Below are 17075 nucleotides of genomic sequence, written 5' to 3' on the forward strand. Positions count from 1 at the left end.
CGGGGAACGTGCGGGATGTGTATGTGTCAGGTACCGTGGGAGCGCTCCCACAAGTGATGTGTTGAAGAGTCGTCGGTTCGGGCGGGGGTGTCAAGGGTGGGGGCGCGGAAGGATGCGTTCAGTTATCGGGCTGTTAGCTAACCCGGGGGAGTGGCGCGTGTAAGCCGCGTTTCATCCCATAGCGGACCGGAGGATGGGGTCGCGGCGACGCCGGGCGGCCGACCGGTCGAACGGGCGGGACTGTTAGATTTCCAGGCCAGCGTGGACAAACAGGCGGGAAGGCGGGGCCCATGGCAAGCCACGGAGCGCGGGGGCGGAGCGGTGGTCGGCCGACCCTCGAAGAGGTGGCCGCACGCGCCGGCGTCGGCCGCGGCACGGTCTCCCGGGTGATCAACGGTTCGCCGAGAGTCAGCGACGCGACCCGCGCGGCGGTGGAGGCGGCGGTCGCCGAGCTCGGCTATGTCCCGAACACCGCGGCCCGCGCGCTCGCCGCCAACCGTACGGACGCGATCGCGTTGGTGGTGCCCGAGCCGGAGACCCGGTTCTTCGCGGAGCCGTACTTCTCGGACATGCTGCGCGGCGTCGGCACGGAACTGTCGGAGACCGAGATGCAGTTGCTGCTGATCTTCGCGGGTAGCGACCGCGAACGACGCCGACTGGCCCAGTACTTGGCGGCGCACCGGGTGGACGGCGTGCTGCTGGTCTCGGTCCACGCGGACGACCCGCTGCCCGACCTGCTCGCGCAACTGGAGATCCCCGCGGTGATCAGCGGCCCGCGTTCGGCGGGGGAGACGCTTCCGTCGGTGGACTCCGACAACTACGGCGGCGGCCGCTCGGCGGTCGAGCACCTCCTCTCCCGCGGTCGCACCCGCATCGCCCACATCACCGGCCGCCTCGACGTGTACGGCGCGCAGCGGCGCGTCGACGGCTACCGCGACGCCCTGCTGGACGCGGGGTACGGGGCGGACGAAGGCCTCATCGCGCCGGGCGACTTCACCGAGGAGGGCGGCCACCGCGCGATGCGCGAACTCCTCGCCCGCACCCCGGCCCTCGACGCGGTCTTCGCCGGTTCCGACGTCATGGCGGCGGGCGCCCGCCAGGCCCTGCGCGAGGCGGGCCGCCGTATCCCGGAGGACGTGGCGCTGGTGGGCTACGACGACTCGGCGATCGCCCGCCACATGGATCCGCCGCTGACGAGTGTCCGCCAGCCGATAGAGGAGATGGGCCGCCGGATGCTGGACCTGCTCCTGACGGAGATCGCGGACCGCCGCCCGGCGGTCTCCCGGGAACTGGAACGCCGTCAGGTGGTGCTGGCCACGGAGCTGGTGGAGCGGGCCTCTTCGTAAGCCGGGCACGGCCCCCGGCCCTCGGCCCCGGCCCTGGGAAACGCATCAGCCGGTGACTTCCCCTAGGGGAAGTCACCGGCTGATGACTCAGGGTGAGTGACGGGACTCGAACCCGCGGCATCCTGGACCACAACCAGGTGCTCTACCAGCTGAGCTACACCCACCACGTTCGGTAGTTGGACTTTGTGGTCTCCCTACCGGCCGAGAAAAAGTGTACAGGGTCCGAAGGGGTGCTCGTGCACGGCTTTTCCGGGCGACCCCCGACCGCCCCTACGGGGCGCGTTACGGGGCGCGCAGGACGTGCTTGGCGGCGATGGTCTTCGCCGTGTCGGAGTCCGGGCCGGGCTGCGGTACGAAGACGGCCTCGCGGTAGTAGCGCAGTTCCGCGATGGACTCGCGGATGTCGGCGAGGGCGCGGTGGTTGCCGCTCTTCTCGGGGCTGTTGAAGTACGCCCTCGGGTACCAGCGCCGGGCCAGCTCCTTGATCGACGACACGTCGACGATCCGGTAGTGCAGGTAGGTCTCCAGAGCCGACATGTCCCGGGCCAGGAACCCGCGGTCGGTGCCGACGGAGTTGCCGCACAGCGGCGCCTTCCCCGGCTCCTTCACATGCTCCCGGACGTAGGCCAGCACCTGCGCCTCGGCCTCCGCGAGCGTCGTCCCGCCGGCCAGCTCGTCGAGCAGCCCGGACCGGGTGTGCATCTCGCGCACCACGTCGGGCATCGTCTCCAGGGCTTTGGACGGCGGGCGGACGACGATGTCCACGCCGTCGCCGAGGATGTTCAGCTCGGAGTCGGTGACGAGGGCGGCAACCTCGATGAGAGCGTCGTCCGACAGCGAGAGGCCGGTCATCTCGCAGTCGATCCACACCATGCGATCGTTCATGCGACCACCCTAAAGCTGACGTCGGCTTTTGAGGTGCTCACGGCGGTGTGGGCTTTGTCCGGGTGGGCTTCGTCCGTGTCGGCCTCGTCCCGGGAACGCGGGAGGGGGCTGGGTCGGCCCAGCCCCCTCCCGCGTCACAAGGTCGTTCACATACCGCTGCGCTGCCCCGGCAGGCTCGCCCGCGAGGTCGCGTACGCGTCGCGCGCGTGCTCGGACGGCAGGGACGCCGACGAGCCCATCGCGCCCGCGCCGGCCGTGCGCCGGATCTGCGGCGGGACCGGTCCCGGCCCGTCCGCGTGCAGCGACTGCGACGAGGGCGGCGGGGACGACGGCTCGTTGTCCGTCGTCCGTTCGCCCTGCGGCCTACGGGCCCGGTACGCCGCCCGGTACGCAGCCGGGGACGACCCCAACTGGCGGCGGAAGTGGCCGCGCAGGGCCACCGGCGAGCGGAACCCGCACCGGCCCGCGACCTCGTCCACCGAGTAGTCCGACGTCTCCAGCAGCCGCTGCGCCTGCAGCACCCGCTGGGTGATCAGCCACTGCAGTGGCGCGCTGCCGGTCAGTGACCGGAAACGGCGGTCGAAGGTACGGCGGCTCATATAGGCGCGGGCCGCCAGCGTCTCCACGTCGAACTGCTCGTGGAGGTGCTCCAGCGCCCAGGCGACGACCTCGGCGAGCGGGTCGGCGCCGATCTCCTCTGGTAAAGACCGGTCGAGATAGCGCTCCTGGCCGCCCGACCGGCGCGGCGGGACCACCAGACGCCGGGCCAGCGCGCCCGCCGCCTCGTTGCCGTGATCCGTCCGCACGATGTGCAGACAGAGATCGATTCCGGCCGCCGTACCCGCCGACGTCAGGACGTCTCCGTCGTCCACGAAGAGTTCTCGTGGGTCCACATGCACCGACGGATAGCGCTTGGCCAGCGTCGGTGCGTACATCCAGTGGGTCGTCGCCGGTCGGCCGTCCAGCAGGCCTGCGGCGGCCAGCACGAACGCGCCGGTGCACAGGCCCACGATGCGGGCACCCTCTTCGTGCGCCCGGCGCAGCGCGTCGAGCGCGTCCTCCGGTGGCGGAGAAGTGATCGAACGCCAGGCCGGCACGACGACCGTGCCCGCCCGTGAGATCGCTTCCAAGCCATGTGGCGCGGTGAGTTCCAGGCCCCCCGTGGTCCGCAGCGGGCCTTCTTCGCCGCCGCACACCAGCAAGCGGTAGCGCGGTACGCCGGCGTCCTGGCGGTCAATCCCGAACACCGACAGTGGAATGGAACTCTCGAATATGGGGCCGCCGCTGAACAGCAGCACCGCGACGATCTCCTTGCGGCGTCGCCCGGAGAGTTTCCGGGCCGCGGCTTCCGGCGCGGCAGTGGAGTCGTGGCTCATCCTGCTAAGCCCCCCTCGGTGGTCGCGGCTCCTCGGTTGTGTCGCTCCTGCACGTTTCCCCTCGGTCCTGCACGAGTCCCCCGCCGTAGACAGTCAAGATCGAAATCTACTGTGTCGCATGATGCCGGCGTGGCCAGTTCAGCACCCGGCAGATTGTCGACATGGCAACTTGGCGTGAAGCATTCGATCACGAAGCGTTGCACTAGTGGGCCGTACAGGGAAGTGCGCCTCGGTGTGGTGGCCAATCCCCGTAGGGTGCACAGGGGCTCTGAGGCCCTTTCCGTGCAGGTCAAACGGGGGGTGGGGGGTAGTTTCGGCAAGGGATGCGCACTGCCCGGAAGTTGGCTGAAAAGATGCGGGTCCGTGCGCGAAAACCGGTCAACCGACCGGTGAGTTTCCCCCGGAGTGACGACCGCCACGGTGCGACCCCGATCCGGTGCGCTGATGGCGCCCCCGGTGGTGCGCCTGCGGCGTGTGGTCCTCCGCGAGCAGCCGGGCCGCGTACCGCTCGGAGCGGCGCAGCAGCACCCGGCAGACGGCCGTGACGGCGGCCAGGCCCAGGGCGGTGCCCGCGGTGCCGGCCAGCGAGGTGCCGTACCAGAGGAGGACCACCGGAACCAGGACGCAACTGAAGGCGGCCCAGCGCATCAGGTCGGTCGTCCGGTCTTCGCGGGGGTGGGTGCCGGGGCGGGTGCCGGGGGTGGCGCGGGGCGAGAGCACGGGGCGGGCTCCTTCCTGGGGGCGGCGCGGGGGCGGTGCGGCGGCGGTACCGGGGGGCCGGTGGTGCAAGGGGTTCAACGCCGCTCCGGGCGGTCGGTCACTGCCGAGGTCGGTTCCGCGTAAGTGAACGCTGTGCAAACCGCCTGTACGGGGCAGCAGCCATTGCGTTACGGGCGTCCGCTCGGGCATGCTCCCTGGAACCCCCACCGGGGGTGTGCGTGATCTGGGCCTGGGAGGCGTGCCGCCGTACCCTTGGGGGTATGGGGTTGGGAAGATGATTCCCGGACAGCTCCCCAGCTCCGTCGATCACCGCCGCCCCGCCCGTATGTCCCGTATATAAGGATCGATTCGCCGAGACAGCCATGGCCGGTCACGAATTCTTCGAACCCGCGGACCGCAAGCGGCCCGTCGCCGACCCTACGGCGGCCGAGCCCCTGGCGGCGGAAGACGCACGCCATTCCTGCGATCCAGCCTTCAAGCACGGCGTGGTCGTCGGCTTCGACGGCTCCACGTCCAGTGAGCGCGCGCTCGCGTACGCCATCGGCATGGCCCACCGCTCCGGCTCGGGCCTGATCATCGTCCACGTCGCGAACCGGCTGCCCACCACGGTGTGGGCGGGCTGCGAGCCGCCCGTCTTCGTCGACGTGCCGGACCACCGCACCGAGGTGCTCGGTCTGGAGCTCGCGTGCGCGGAGTACCTCGCCGAGGTGCCCTGGATCCTGGTCGAGCGCGGCGGCGACATCTGCCACGAACTCGAAGAGGTGGGGCGGGAGTACGAGGCCGACGCGATCGTCGTCGGCTCGACGCACGGCATCGTGGGGCGGATCTTCGGCTCGGTCGCCGGGCGGCTCGCCAAGCGGGCGAAGCGGCCGGTCATCGTGATCCCGTAATTTCGCGATTCTTGGCGATCCTTCGCGTTCCTTGGCGATCCGCCCGAATTCGTGGCTCTCGCAGGGTGTTTGTGTGTTTGTGAAGGGCATATATCGCTCACACAACTGCACGTGCGTGAAGGGAGCCCGCCGTGGACAATGACGTCTCCGCGGGAAGCAGCACCACTACGATCGCCGGCCGACTCGCCCTCGGCGTCACCCTGTTGGCCTTCGGCCTCGGGAACACCGGCCTCATCGACGGCGTGACGGCCGCGGACGCCGTCGCCGTCGCCCACTACGTCGGCGGCGTCGCGCTGTTCGTCGCCGGCCTGTTCGCCCTCCGGGACCGCGACACGGCCTCCGGCACCGCCTACACCGTCCTGGGCGCGTTCTGGTTCACCTGGGCGGTCTCGGCCGGGGCGCAGGTCTCCGACAACGCGGCAGGGCTCTTCCTGCTGCTGTTCGCCCTCGTGGCGCTGTCCCTGACGCTCGCCGGTGGCGACCAACTCGGCCAGGGCGTGTACGGGTTGTTCTTCGTCGCGCTCGCGTTGATGGCCGTCGCGCGGTTCGCCGGAAGTGACGGGCTGACCAAGGTCGGTGGCTGGTTCGCCGTCGCGGCGGGAGTGGTTGCTTGGTATGCGGCGACGGCGGCGCTGGCTCACTGGCCTACGGCGTTTTTGCGGCGGGCTGCCCGCCCCGGGGTGACGGCCACGGGCTGATTGGCGGCCGGGGCCGGGGAGTTGGGCATCCCCGGTGACGGGGACGACCCCCCACGTGTCGGTAGCGCACGTGGGGGGCCGTTCTGTTGTCTCGCCTCTGCGGCGCGTCGTGGTTGCTCGCGCAGTTCCCCGCGCCCCTTCGGGGCGCTACTCCACCGTTACTGACTTGGCCAGGTTGCGGGGCTTGTCGATGTCTCGGCCGAGGGCCTTTGCCGTGTAGTAGGCGAGGAGTTGGAGGGGGATGCCCATGAGGATGGGGTCGAGTTCGTCCTCGTTCTTGGGGACGATGATCGTCTGGTCGGCCTTCTCCTGGTCCTGGTGGGCGACCGCGAGGATCCTGCCGCTGCGGGCCTTGATCTCCTCCAGGGCCGCGCGGTTCTTCTCCAGCAGGTCGTCGTTCGGGACGATCGCGACCGTCGGGAGCGCGGGCTCGATGAGGGCCAGCGGGCCGTGCTTCAGCTCGGAGGCGGGGTAGGCCTCGGCGTGGATGTACGAGACCTCCTTGAGCTTCAGGGAGGCCTCACGGGCCACCGGGTAGCCCCGGACGCGGCCGATGAAGAGCATGGAGCGGGCCTCGGCGAACTCCTCGGCCAGCTTCTTGATCTCCTCCTCGTGGGAGAGGATCTCCGCGATCTGGCCGGGCAGCTTGCGCAGGCCCTCGATGATCCGCTTGCCGTCGCGCACGGACAGGTCGCGGGTGCGGCCGAGGTGCAGGGCGAGCAGCGCGAAGGCCACCGTCATGTTGGTGAAGCACTTGGTGGAGACGACGCAGACCTCGGGGCCGGCGTGCACGTACATGCCGCCGTCGGCCTCGCGGGCGATCGCCGAACCGACCACGTTGACGATGCCCAGCACCCGCGCGCCCTTGCGCTTCAGCTCCTGGACGGCCGCCAGCACGTCGTACGTCTCACCGGACTGGGAGACGGCGATGTACAGCGTGTCGGGGTCGACGACCGCGTTGCGGTAGCGGAACTCGGACGCGGGCTCGGCGTCCGCGGGGATGCGGGCCAGCTCCTCGATCATCTGGGCGCCGATCATGCCCGCGTGGTACGAGGTGCCGCAGCCGAGGATCTTCACGCGGCGGATCTGGCGCGCCTCGCGGGCGTCCAGGTTGAGGCCGCCGAGGTGCACGGTGGAGAAGCGGTCGTCGATGCGGCCGCGCAGCACGCGGTCCACGGCGTCGGCCTGCTCGTGGATCTCCTTGTGCATGTAGGTGTCGTGGCCGCCCATGTCGTAGGAGGCGGCCTCCCACTCCACGGTGGTGGGCTCGGCCGTGGTGCGGGTGCCCTCCGTGGTGTAGGTGCGGAAGTCGTCGGCCTTGAGGGTGGCCATCTCGCCGTCGTCCAGCGTGACTATCTGGCGGGTGTGGGCGACCAGCGCGGCGATGTCCGAGGCGACGAACATCTCCTTCTCGCCGATGCCGAGGACGACCGGGGAGCCGTTGCGGGCGACGACGATGCGGTCGTTGAAGTCGGCGTGCATGACGGCGATGCCGTAGGTGCCCTCGACGACGCGCAGCGCCTCGCGGACCTTGTCCTCCAGCTTGTCGGCCTGCGAGCGGGCGACGAGGTGGACGAGGACCTCGGTGTCGGTCTCCGAGAGGAACTCGACGCCGTCCGCTTCCAGCTTCCTGCGCAGGTCGGAGGCGTTGTCGATGATGCCGTTGTGCACGACGGCGACCTTGAGGTCGGCCGACATGTGCGGGTGGGCGTTCACGTCGGACGGGGCGCCGTGGGTGGCCCAGCGGGTGTGGGCGATGCCGGTGGTGCCCTTGAAGCGCGCCGGGACCTTGGCCTCCAGGTCACGGACCCGGCCCTTGGCCTTGACCATCTTCAGGCCGGCCGTCTTCGGGGAGGTGACGACTATGCCCGCGGAGTCGTACCCGCGGTACTCCAGGCGCTGCAGGCCCTCCAGGAGCAGGGGAGCGACGTCACGCTTCCCGATGTATCCGACGATTCCGCACATATATACGTATCCCCAAGCTTCGGTTCAGCCGTAGACGATGCGCCGCAGTTGCCTGAGCGTGAGCTCGGGCGGGGCCACCGCACGGTATTTCAGGTCCGCCTCGATCCGTTCGAAGATCTCCGCGTTCACCAGGCCCTGGGCCTGGAGTTCGCGGTGGCGGCGACGGACGTAGTCCTCGGTCGTCTCGTCGAAGTAGGCGAGCACGTCCTGGATCACCCGTAGCGCCTCGCCCCGCTGGAGGGGCGTGGAGCGCGTCAGGTGATCAACGAGTTCGTCGTGCACCCGGTAGATCCTGAGGGACGCGAGCCGGTTTCGCAAGAAACCTGCCCGATTTCGGGCACGCGCCTGTTAAGGAACCTTGGGACAACATTGAATGTGTTATGAGCCCCTGTTCGCGAATCGTCCATATGGCGTCTTGCGGCTGGTCGTCCGAGGCCACGAGTTTCAGACGTCATGGACACTCCTCGCATGGGCGTACCCGACCAGCTCGCCGCACACATGAGCATGGCCGAGCAGCACGAGTACCTGCGCGCCAAGTTCTCCCGGCGCTCGATGATCAGAACCGGCGCGGTCACGCTGGGCGCCGTCTCCGGTGGCGCGTTCGTGACCGGTGCCACGGCCCAGGCCGCCGTACAGGCCCAGGCGCGGACGCAGACCCCGAAGCCCGCGCCGACCACCGAGCGGGTCGACGGCTCGCTCGTCGCCCCGTTCGGCCGCCACCTCGCCTACGGCAGCGACCCGCGCACCGAGATCTCCGTCTCCTGGCAGGTCCCGGTCGCGGTGAAGAAGCCCTTCATCCGTGTCGGCGTCCACCCCTGGGACCTTTCCCGCAAGATCGAGGCCGAGGTGCGGACCCTGTTCACGCCGGCCGGGGTCGGCGCGAGCGGCAACCACACCCAGTACTACCTGCACGCCAAGCTCACCCACCTCAAGCCCGGCAAGACGTACTACTACGGCGTCGGCCACGCCGGTTTCGACCCGGCCGCGCCGCACCTGCTGGGCACCCTGGGCACCTTCACCACCGCCCCCGCCCACAAGGCGCCGTTCACCTTCACCGCCTTCGGCGACGAGGGCGTCAGCTACCACGGCCTGGCCAACAACAGCCTGCTCCTCGGCCAGAACCCGGCCTTCCACCTGCACGCCGGTGACATCGCCTACGCCGACCCGTCGGGTTCCGGCCAGAGCTCGGACACCGGCTTCGACTCGCGGATCTGGGACCAGTTCCTCGCCCAGACCGAGTCCGTCGCCAAGTCCGTGCCGTGGATGCCGGCCTTCGGCAACCACGACATGGAGGCCTGGTACTCGCCCAACGGCTACGGCGGCGAGGAAGCCCGCTGGAACCTGCCCGACAACGGCCCGGACAAGAAGAACCTCCCGGGCGTCTACTCCTTCGTCTACGGCAACACGGCGGTCATCTCGCTCGACGCCAACGACATCTCGTTCGAGATCCCGGCCAACCTCGGCATCTCGGGCGGCACCCAGACCACGTGGCTGGAGGCGCAGCTCAAGAAGCACCGCGCCTCGAAGGACGTCGACTTCATCGTCGTCTTCTTCCACCACTGCGCCTACTGCACGTCCACCGCGCACGCCTCGGAGGGCGGTGTCCGCCAGGAGTGGGTGCCGCTGTTCGAGAAGTACACCGTCGACCTGGTGATCAACGGCCACAACCACCAGTACGAGCGCACCGACGTCATCAAGAAGGGCGCGGTCGCCAAGAAGCTCCCGATCGGCGGCACCGCCTACCCGGAGACCGAGGGCGTCGTCTACGTCACGGCGGGCGCGGCCGGCCGCAGCCTGTACGCGTTCACCGCCCCGCTGTCCTACGAGGGCCACGAGAACGAGGTCGAGTCGGTGGCCTCCTTCATCAACACCAAGTCGGGCAAGGTCAACGAGACGGTCACCTGGTCGCGCGTGCGCTACCTCGACTACTCGTTCCTGCGCGTCGACGTCACCCCCGCCGCGAAGGGCCGTACGGCCACCCTGACCGTGCGCGGCATCGCCGAGACCGGCGACCAGATCGACCACTTCACGGTGGCCCGCAAGGCCAAGTAGCCCCGTACGCACCACGGTGTGCCCGGAAGGCAGGGCGCACACCCCCGGCAGGCGGTCCTCGCCCGCGCTACAGGCGCTTGAGGACCGCCTGTTTGGCCATCGTGAACTCCTCGTCCGTCAGGACCCCGTCCCGGTGCAACTCGCCGAGCTCGCGCAGGCGGCGCAGCAGCGCGTCGTGGTCGTCGGCGGGCTCCGGCGCCGGGAGGAGGGCGCCCACCGGTCCTGCGGTCGTCGTGGCCGACGGGTGCGGCAGGCGGGCCTGGACCGCCGCCGCGACCAGCGCCATCAGCGGGTCCTTGCGGAAGCCCCACAGCTCGACGGCGTTCGGGTCGTACTTCGGCCGGGCCTTGGTGGGCGCGCCGCGCACGGTGAACCGCAGGTGGCCGTTCTCCAGGCCGGCCGACGGCTGCCATTCGACGCCCGTTATGTCGGCGACCGCGATCGTGCGGGCGCCGGCGGCGGCCTTGGCGTCCTCCGTCTTCCAGTTCCACTCCAGGCGCACCTGCTCGCCGTCGAAGCTAGCCGTGCCGTCCCCGGCGGCGGCCGTGAGCGGTACGGACGGCCCCGGCAGCAGATACGCGTCCACCGGGCCGGCCGGTACCTGGTCCAGCGCCAGCGCGCCCCGCACCTCGTCCACGAGGTACTCGGCGACGCCGTACCGGTCGGACTCGACGACGAGTTGGTACGGGTCGTGCGGCTCGGCCAGCCGGCCGCCGGTCGCGTGCAGCAGGGGGTCCGCGCCGTCGCGCAACCGCAGCCTCAGCCGCCCGGCCTTCTTGCCCTGCTCGACCGAGATCCCCGCCAACGCGCCCAGCGGGACGACGAGTTCACCCAGCTCCCGGCGTAGCAGGCCGACGTTCTTGTCCCGCCCCGGGGTCAGGCGCAGGGTGTCGCCGTCGAAGACCCAGGTGCCGTCCTTCTGGATGATTTCCGCCATGGGGCGATTGTTCCAAAGAACGCGGCGGGCGCCCCCGAGGACCGTACTCGGGGGCGCCCGCCTGTCGTGATCAGAACCCTGTGACGGGATTCTTCAGGGTTCCGATCAGTTGGAGGGCGCCCGAGGGGTCCGCCAGGTCCACCATCTGCCGGTTGTCGCGCAGTTGGAGCCGGTTGAGGCAGGACAGGGCGAACTCGGGCGCGAACAGGTCGTACTGGCGGAACTTGTCGGCCAGTTCGGGGTTGGCGTCCTGGTAGGCGCGGGTGACCTCGGCGACCGTGCGCCAGAAGTCGTCCTCCGCGAGGATCCCCTCGGCGGCCAGGTCGGCGGCGAGGAAGCGGAAGAAGCAGTCGAAGACGTCGGTGAAGATGGACAGCAGTTTCTTGTCCTCGGGCACCTCGACGCGGATGCGCCGGACCTCGGGCGGCAGCACCGCGAGCGGGTCCAGGACGGCGATCTCCTCGGCGATGTCCTTGTAGATCGCCCGCCGCACGACCCCGTCCGCCAGCACCAGGACGGTGTTCTCGCCGTGCGGCATGAAGACCAGGTCGTAGGCGTAGAAGCTGTGCAGCAGCGGCGTGTAGTAGGCCTGGAGGTAGTGCCGCAGCCACTCCGTCGGCGCCAGCCCCGACTGCTCGACGAGCGCGCCGGCCACCGACCGTCCCTCGTGGTCGACATGGACGAGCGAGGCCATCGTCGCGAGCGACTCGCCGTCGCGGAGCGTGGGCACCGGGCTCTCCCGCCACAGCGCGGCCAGCATCTTGCGGTACGGCGAGTAGCGGTCCGTCGCCGCCTCGTACTCCAGGTGCCGGTAGCCGACGGCCGCCCGCTCCCGGATGATCGACAGCCCCGTCGACTTCAACACCGGGTCGTTGTCGATGAGTTGGGCGAGCCAGTCGTTGATGGCGGGGGTCGCCTCCATGTACGCCGCCGAAAGGCCGCGCATGAAGCCCATGTTGAGGACGGACAGCGCCGTCTTCACGTAATGCTTCTCGGGATGCGAGGAGTTGAAGAACGTGCGGATGGATTGCTGCGCCAGATACTCGTCGTCGCCCTCGCCCAGGCACACCAGGTTGCCGCGCGCGATCTCGGCGGCGAAGGTGACGGTGAGCTTGTTCCACCACTGCCAGGGGTGGACGGGGATGAGGAGGTAGGCGGCGGGGTCCAGCCCCTGTTCGCGCAGCCGGTCGTCGAACCGCTCGACGGTCTTCTCGCCCAACTCCGCCCGTACGAACGACTCGTACTCGATGCCGACGCCGGCCGTGAACGCGGCCCGTGAGCGGTGCGCGGCCAGCCACACCAGCCGGACCGGGCTCGCCGTCTCCGGGGCGTACGACAGGTACTCGTGGACGCCGAAGCCCAGCCGCCCGTTGTTGGCGACGAAGCAGGGGTGGCCCTCGGTCATCCCGGTCTCGATGGCCTGGAAGCCGCTTCTGACCAGCTCGGCGGAGGTGATCTGGGGCTTGGTGAGCTTGTAGCAGGTGCCGGAGAGGGTGGAGGAGATCTCCTCCAGGTAGACCGGCAGGATCTCGTCGCTGAGGCCCAGCGTCTGCTTCAGCTCGATGAAGAAGTCCAGTGCGGCGAGCGGGAGTTCGGCGTCGTCGCGGGTGCGGGTGATCGAGTCGGCGGCCACCTGCCAGTGGTCGAGGGCGCGGCGGACGGCGGTGAAGCGGTACGACGTCAGTCCGTCGTCGCTGCGGACGACGTACCGCCCGTCTTCCTCCGCGGGCGTGAGGAGCCGCTCGTGGGCGAACTCGGCGAGGGCCTTGCGGATCAGCAGGCGGTTGGCCTTCTCCCAGCGCTCGGGGGAGAGGTGGGCGACGGCGTCGGCGAGGCTCATACGGCCACCGCCGTCGCCGCGTGGAACTGTTCCCGGGTGCAGAAACTCAGCAACGCCTTCTTCTCCGGCTTCTGTATCTCGCGCTCGGGCACGAACCCGACGGCCTCGTTGAGCGCGTGCACGGCCTTGTTGGACACGTCGGGCTCGACGACGACGCGGCGCACCGCCGGGTCCTCGAAGAGGTGCGCCATGACGGCGGTGATGACGGCGAGGGTGAATCCGTGCACCGGGGCGTCGGTGGCCGGGGTGAGGAAGTGCATGCCGACGTCACCGGCCAACGGTTCGTAGTGGCCGACGAGTTCGCGGTGGACGGGGTCGTACTTCTCCATCAGGAAGGCGGGCACGCCGTCGCGCAGTCCGAGCAGCGCGTGATGGTGCTCGTCGGCGGCGACCTCCATGTAGGCGCGCTCGACGTCCACCAGTCCGGCGTCCTGCATCATCCAGTAGGCGGCCTTGGGATGCGTGACCCAGGCGTGCAGCAGCTCGGCGTCCTTGAGGGGGTCGAGCGGGCGGAAGGTGAAGGTCATACGGCGAACTCCTGGAACGCGATGGTCTTTTCGACCGGGTAGTACTCGCTGCCGAGCAGCTCGCGGATGATGGAGCTGTTGCGGTAGGCGCCCATGCCGAGGTCGGGGGAGGTGATGCTGTGGGTGTGCACGGCCGCGTTCTGGAGGAACACGCCCCGGCCCGTGGTGTCGATGGCGTAGTTGCGGGCGACGTCGAAGTTGCCCCGTGAGTCGTAGCGGAGCCTGTCCTTGACCGGGCTCAGGAACTCCGGTTCGGCGTACCGGTAGCCGGTGGCCAGGATCAGCCCCTGGGACTCCAGGGTGTAGTCCTTCTCCTGCTCCTCCTGGCGGAAGCCGAGCGTGTAGCCGCCGTCGGCGTAACTCGCGCTGTTGAGGGACGAGTTGGTGAGGAGGCGGGTGGGAACCGGGCCGCCGATGTTCTTCTGGTAGAGCAGGTCGAAGATCTCGTCGACGAGGTCGCCGTCGATGCCCTTGAACAGGCCCTTCTGCTCGGCCGTGAGGCGGTAGCGGGTCTGTTCCGGCAGGTCACGGAAGTAGTCGACGTACTCCGGGGAGGTCATCTCCAGGGTGAGCTTGGTGTATTCGAGCGGGAAGAAGCGGGGGGAGCGGGTGACCCAGTTCAGCCGGTAGCCGTGGACGTCGATCTCGCTGAGCAGGTCGTAGTAGATCTCGGCGGCGGACTGACCGGAGCCGACGAGGGTGATCGACTCCTTCTTCTGCAGCTCCGCTTTGTGCTGCACATAGCGGGAGTTGTGGATGAAGTCGCCGCCGAGGCCGTGGCAGGCCTCGGGTATGTAGGGCGGGGTGCCGGTGCCGAGGACCAGGCGCCGAGTGCGGAACGTCTCCCCGGCGGCCGTCCGTACGGCGTACAGCTCGTCCTCGTCCTGGTAAGTCACCGCCGTGACCGTCGTGTCGAAGCGGACGCTGCTCAGCTTGTGGGCGGCCCAGCGGCAGTAGTCGTCGTACTCGACGCGCAGCGGGTAGAAGTTCTCGCGGATGTAGAAGGAGTACAACCGCCCTTTCTCCTTCAGGTAGTTGAGGAAGGAGTACGGGGACGTCGGGTCGGCGAGGGTGACCAGGTCCGACATGAACGGCGTCTGGAGGTGGGCGCCTTCGAGGAACATGCCGGCGTGCCACTCGAAGTCGGGCTTGGACTCCAGGAAGACGCCGTCGAGCGCGTCGATCGGCTCGGTGAGGCAGGCCAGGCCGAGGTTGAACGGGCCGAGCCCGATGCCCACGAAGTCGTAGGTCCTCGTCGGGGAAACGGGCTCAGGAAGCGCGGTCAAGGGACTCTCCCAGGTACTGCTCGGCGTGGCCGGCGATCAGGTCGAGGACGGCCGTGATGTCGTCGGTCGTCGTCTCGGGGTTGAGCAGGGTGAACTTCAGGTAGTGGCGGGCGCCGACCTTGGTGCTCGCGACGACCGCGTCACCGGAGGCGAACAGGGCTTTGCGGGCGTAGAGGTTGGCGCGGTCGATCTCGGCCGGGTCGGTGACGGCGGCGGGGATGTAGCGGAACACCAGGGTGGAGAGGGACGGCTGGACGACGACGTCGAAGCGGGGGTCGGCGGCCAGCAGCCGCCATGCCTCGACGGCCAGGTCGCAGACCTCGTCGAAGAGCTGCCCGATGCCGTCGGCGCCCATCGTGCGCAGCGTCATCCACAGCTTGAGCGCGTCGAAACGGCGGGTGGTCTGGAGGGACTTGTCCACCTGGTTGGGGATGCGCTCCTGCACCATGCGGCGCGGGTTCAGGTACTCGGCGTGGTAGGTGGCGTGCTGGAGCGTGGCCGCGTCCCGGACCAGTACGGCGGACGAACTCACCGGCTGGAAGAAGGACTTGTGGTAGTCGACGGTGACGGAGTCGGCGCGCTCGATACCGTCGATCCGGCCCCGGTGCTTGAGGGAGGCGAGAAGTCCGCAGCCGTAGGCGGCGTCGACGTGCATCCAGGTGCCGTACTGGGCGCACAGCTCGGCGATCTCGGGCAGCGGGTCGATCGAGCCGAAGTCGGTGCTGCCGGCGGTCGCGACGACGGCCATCGGCGTCAGCCCGGCTTTCTTGCAGCGCTCCAGCTCATGGGCGAGCGCGACGGTCTGCATCCGCTTGTCGGCGCCGACGGGGATCGACACCACCGAGTCCGCGCCGAGCCCGAGGAGTTTCGCGGACTTCTGCACGCTGAAGTGGCTGACCTCGGAGGTGAAGACGCGCAGGGTGGCGAGGCCGTCGGTCTTGGCCTCCTCGCGGGCGAGCAGCAGCGCCTGGAGGTTGGACTGCGTGCCGCCGGAGGTGAAGATGCCGTCGGCGGCCGGTCCGAGGCCGATCCGCTCCGCCGTCCAGGCGATCAGTTTGCGCTCGATGAGGGTGCCGCCGGCCGACTGGTCCCAGGTGTCCAGGGAGGAGTTGACGGCGGACAGGACCGCCTCGCCCAGCACGGCGGGGATCACGACCGGGCAGTTGAGGTGGGCGAGGTAGCGGGGGTGGTGGAAGTAGATCGCGTCGCGGAGGTAGACCTCCTCCAGCTCGTCCAGGACGGCCGCGGTGTCGTGCAGCGGCTGGTCCAGGTCGATCCCGTCGATGCGGGGCGCGAGGGCGTCGACCGTGACGCCGGTGAACGGACGGTCGGTGGCGGCGAGTTTGGCGGCCACCCGCTCTACTCCTTCGGTCACGGAGCGGCGGTACGCCTCCGCGGTCGTGCCATTGAGCAGGTGCGAGCGCATGGTGAGGGTCCTCCGGGGTAAGGGGACGGGTCCGCTGAGGGACGGTTCGAGGGGACGAGGTCTCGGATCCGACCGGTTCGGCTTAGGTTAGCCTAACCTAAGTTATCCGGTGGAGGGTATGCCTCTGCCGTGACCGCGATCGCGTTGACCACACCGGTGCCCCCGCACAACTGCCAACGGAGGCACGGTCGTTGCTGCTACTCCGCGTCGCGGAGCTGTTCCTCGCTCATGCCGTGGCGCCAGTACCCGACGAAGGTGACCCGGCGCCGGTCGATGCCGCGCTCGCGCACGAAGTGCCGGCGCAACGCCTTCACGCACCCCGACTCGCCCGCGATCCACACGTACGGCTGCCCGGCGGGCGGCAGTTCGGCCGCCCGGAGGGCGTCGACGGAACTCTCCCCGACCACCCACGTGATCTCGGCGTCCGCCGCGGTCGCCAACTCCTGTACGTCGGCGGCGTCGTGCACCTCCAGCCACACCCGCGCCCGCTGCCCGGCAGGCAGCGACTCCAGGATCGACGCGATCGCCGGCAGCGCGGTCTCGTCGCCCCACAGCACGACCAGGTCGGTGCCCTGCGGCGGCCGGAACCGGATCGCCCGGTTGTCCGCGACGGCCGGCCCCAGCACGACGACCCGGTCCCCGACGACGGCCCCGGCGGCCCACGCGGAAGCGGGACCGGCCGGGGTGTGCAGCACGAAGTCGACGTCGATCTCGACGGGGCCACCACGCGGCGCACGCAGGCCGCGCAACGTGTACGACCGCATCACCGCCCGCACGTCGTCCGGCAGTTCACGCCACCCCTGCCACCACCCGTCCCCGAGCTCGAAGGGCACAGCGGGCGCGACCTGCCCGGGCTGCGGCAGAAACAGGGACAGCGACTGATCCCACCCGTCGGAGAGGAAGTGCACGAGGTCTTCCCCACCGAAGGACACCCGCACGAGAGCCGGCGACAACCGCCGAACCCGCACGACGTACAGCGAGAAAAACCGAAAGGGAGCGACGACAGCGGCGGTGGTCATAAGGGGGCTCCTGAAGCTTCGTCAGCCTTTGAGCAGAGGGCAGGGCAGCGTTTTTAGGGGCGCGGGGCTGTATCGATTTGCGGCTCCGCCGCGTGGGCGCGACCAGCC

The 17075-nt window shown here is 69.6% G+C and carries 15 protein-coding genes and 1 tRNA gene; 4 read left to right on the top strand and 12 right to left on the bottom strand.

The features are described 5' to 3' along the window. Positions 1 to 290: 290 nt before the first annotated feature. A complete protein-coding gene (locus BMZ82_RS07150; protein WP_093772828.1) occupies positions 291 to 1346 on the top strand; it encodes a LacI family DNA-binding transcriptional regulator in 1056 nt (351 codons plus the stop codon). Positions 1347 to 1437: 91 nt separating this feature from the next. Here the strand turns inward: BMZ82_RS07150 and BMZ82_RS07155 are convergent. The 4 genes from BMZ82_RS07155 to BMZ82_RS07170 all read right to left on the bottom strand — a co-directional run bounded on the left by BMZ82_RS07155 (position 1438) and on the right by BMZ82_RS07170 (position 4255). Further along, positions 1438 to 1510: transfer RNA gene (locus BMZ82_RS07155), tRNA-His, on the bottom strand. Between the two features lie 118 nt (positions 1511 to 1628). After that, positions 1629 to 2231 (bottom strand): oligoribonuclease, encoded by a 603-nt coding sequence (orn, locus tag BMZ82_RS07160; RefSeq protein WP_093772830.1) that lies wholly within the window; start codon positions 2229 to 2231, stop codon positions 1629 to 1631. 146 nt (positions 2232 to 2377) lie between these two features. Further along, complete coding sequence (locus tag BMZ82_RS07165) at positions 2378 to 3607, bottom strand: helix-turn-helix domain-containing protein (RefSeq protein ID WP_093772832.1); 1230 nt, start codon at positions 3605 to 3607, stop codon at positions 2378 to 2380. Positions 3608 to 3985: 378 nt separating this feature from the next. After that, the gene (locus tag BMZ82_RS07170; protein ID WP_093772976.1) at positions 3986 to 4255 is read right to left on the bottom strand and encodes a hypothetical protein; all 270 of its coding nucleotides are present in this window, start codon (positions 4253 to 4255) and stop codon (positions 3986 to 3988) included. A 434-nt stretch (positions 4256 to 4689) separates the two neighbouring features. On the opposite strand from BMZ82_RS07170, the gene BMZ82_RS07175 reads away from it, so the two are divergent. Both BMZ82_RS07175 and BMZ82_RS07180 read left to right on the top strand, forming a co-directional pair. Next, positions 4690 to 5217 (top strand): universal stress protein, encoded by a 528-nt coding sequence (locus BMZ82_RS07175; protein WP_093772834.1) that lies wholly within the window; start codon positions 4690 to 4692, stop codon positions 5215 to 5217. A gap of 131 nt (positions 5218 to 5348) precedes the next feature. Next, positions 5349 to 5915: a GPR1/FUN34/YaaH family transporter gene (locus BMZ82_RS07180; protein WP_093772836.1), complete on the top strand. Its 567-nt coding sequence runs from the start codon at positions 5349 to 5351 to the stop codon at positions 5913 to 5915. Positions 5916 to 6062: 147 nt separating this feature from the next. On the opposite strand, the gene glmS is transcribed toward BMZ82_RS07180, so the two are convergent. Beyond that, positions 6063 to 7880, bottom strand: a complete 1818-nt coding sequence (gene glmS / locus BMZ82_RS07185) for a glutamine--fructose-6-phosphate transaminase (isomerizing) (RefSeq protein ID WP_093772838.1) — start codon at positions 7878 to 7880, stop codon at positions 6063 to 6065. Between the two features lie 24 nt (positions 7881 to 7904). After that, entirely contained in the window at positions 7905 to 8162 is a 258-nt protein-coding gene (locus tag BMZ82_RS07190) for a hypothetical protein (RefSeq protein ID WP_093772840.1), read from the bottom strand. Positions 8163 to 8348: 186 nt separating this feature from the next. Between BMZ82_RS07190 and BMZ82_RS07195 the strand changes: the two genes are divergently transcribed. After that, entirely contained in the window at positions 8349 to 9932 is a 1584-nt protein-coding gene (locus BMZ82_RS07195; protein ID WP_093772842.1) for a purple acid phosphatase family protein, read from the top strand. A 67-nt stretch (positions 9933 to 9999) separates the two neighbouring features. Here the strand turns inward: BMZ82_RS07195 and BMZ82_RS07200 are convergent, their stop codons facing one another. The 6 genes from BMZ82_RS07200 to BMZ82_RS07225 form a co-directional block, all read right to left on the bottom strand. Then, entirely contained in the window at positions 10000 to 10869 is an 870-nt protein-coding gene (locus tag BMZ82_RS07200) for a DUF4429 domain-containing protein (RefSeq protein WP_093772844.1), read from the bottom strand. A gap of 70 nt (positions 10870 to 10939) precedes the next feature. Then, entirely contained in the window at positions 10940 to 12709 is a 1770-nt protein-coding gene (locus tag BMZ82_RS07205; RefSeq protein WP_093772846.1) for an IucA/IucC family protein, read from the bottom strand. Continuing rightward, positions 12706 to 13236 carry a GNAT family N-acetyltransferase gene (locus tag BMZ82_RS07210; RefSeq protein ID WP_093772848.1) on the bottom strand — a complete coding sequence of 177 codons (531 nt, stop codon included), beginning with the start codon at positions 13234 to 13236 and terminating at the stop codon, positions 12706 to 12708. Before BMZ82_RS07210 ends, BMZ82_RS07205 begins: the two co-directional genes overlap by 4 nt. Then, positions 13233 to 14522, bottom strand: a complete 1290-nt coding sequence (locus tag BMZ82_RS07215) for a lysine N(6)-hydroxylase/L-ornithine N(5)-oxygenase family protein (RefSeq protein ID WP_093772850.1) — start codon at positions 14520 to 14522, stop codon at positions 13233 to 13235. The genes BMZ82_RS07210 and BMZ82_RS07215 overlap by 4 nt, the downstream gene beginning before the upstream one ends. Continuing rightward, entirely contained in the window at positions 14506 to 15948 is a 1443-nt protein-coding gene (gene desA, locus BMZ82_RS07220; RefSeq protein ID WP_093772852.1) for a lysine decarboxylase DesA, read from the bottom strand. The genes BMZ82_RS07215 and desA overlap by 17 nt, the downstream gene beginning before the upstream one ends. A 197-nt stretch (positions 15949 to 16145) precedes the next feature. Next, on the bottom strand, positions 16146 to 16967 hold the full coding sequence (locus tag BMZ82_RS07225; RefSeq protein ID WP_093772854.1) for a siderophore-interacting protein: 822 nt from the start codon (positions 16965 to 16967) through the stop codon (positions 16146 to 16148). Between the last annotated feature and the right edge of the window lie 108 nt (positions 16968 to 17075).

This window comes from Streptomyces sp. yr375 (assembly GCF_900110755.1).
Classification (GTDB): domain Bacteria; phylum Actinomycetota; class Actinomycetes; order Streptomycetales; family Streptomycetaceae; genus Streptomyces.

Coding starts and splice junctions, on each gene's coding strand:
- BMZ82_RS07150 (WP_093772828.1), top strand. CDS start 291: ATGGCAAGCCACGGAGCGCGGGGGCGGAGCGGTGGTCGGCCGACCCTC.
- orn (WP_093772830.1), bottom strand. CDS start 2,231: ATGAACGATCGCATGGTGTGGATCGACTGCGAGATGACCGGCCTCTCG.
- BMZ82_RS07165 (WP_093772832.1), bottom strand. CDS start 3,607: ATGAGCCACGACTCCACTGCCGCGCCGGAAGCCGCGGCCCGGAAACTC.
- BMZ82_RS07170 (WP_093772976.1), bottom strand. CDS start 4,255: ATGCGCTGGGCCGCCTTCAGTTGCGTCCTGGTTCCGGTGGTCCTCCTC.
- BMZ82_RS07175 (WP_093772834.1), top strand. CDS start 4,690: ATGGCCGGTCACGAATTCTTCGAACCCGCGGACCGCAAGCGGCCCGTC.
- glmS (WP_093772838.1), bottom strand. CDS start 7,880: ATGTGCGGAATCGTCGGATACATCGGGAAGCGTGACGTCGCTCCCCTG.
- BMZ82_RS07195 (WP_093772842.1), top strand. CDS start 8,349: ATGGGCGTACCCGACCAGCTCGCCGCACACATGAGCATGGCCGAGCAG.
- BMZ82_RS07200 (WP_093772844.1), bottom strand. CDS start 10,869: ATGGCGGAAATCATCCAGAAGGACGGCACCTGGGTCTTCGACGGCGAC.
- BMZ82_RS07205 (WP_093772846.1), bottom strand. CDS start 12,709: ATGAGCCTCGCCGACGCCGTCGCCCACCTCTCCCCCGAGCGCTGGGAG.
- BMZ82_RS07210 (WP_093772848.1), bottom strand. CDS start 13,236: ATGACCTTCACCTTCCGCCCGCTCGACCCCCTCAAGGACGCCGAGCTG.
- desA (WP_093772852.1), bottom strand. CDS start 15,948: ATGCGCTCGCACCTGCTCAATGGCACGACCGCGGAGGCGTACCGCCGC.
- BMZ82_RS07225 (WP_093772854.1), bottom strand. CDS start 16,967: ATGACCACCGCCGCTGTCGTCGCTCCCTTTCGGTTTTTCTCGCTGTAC.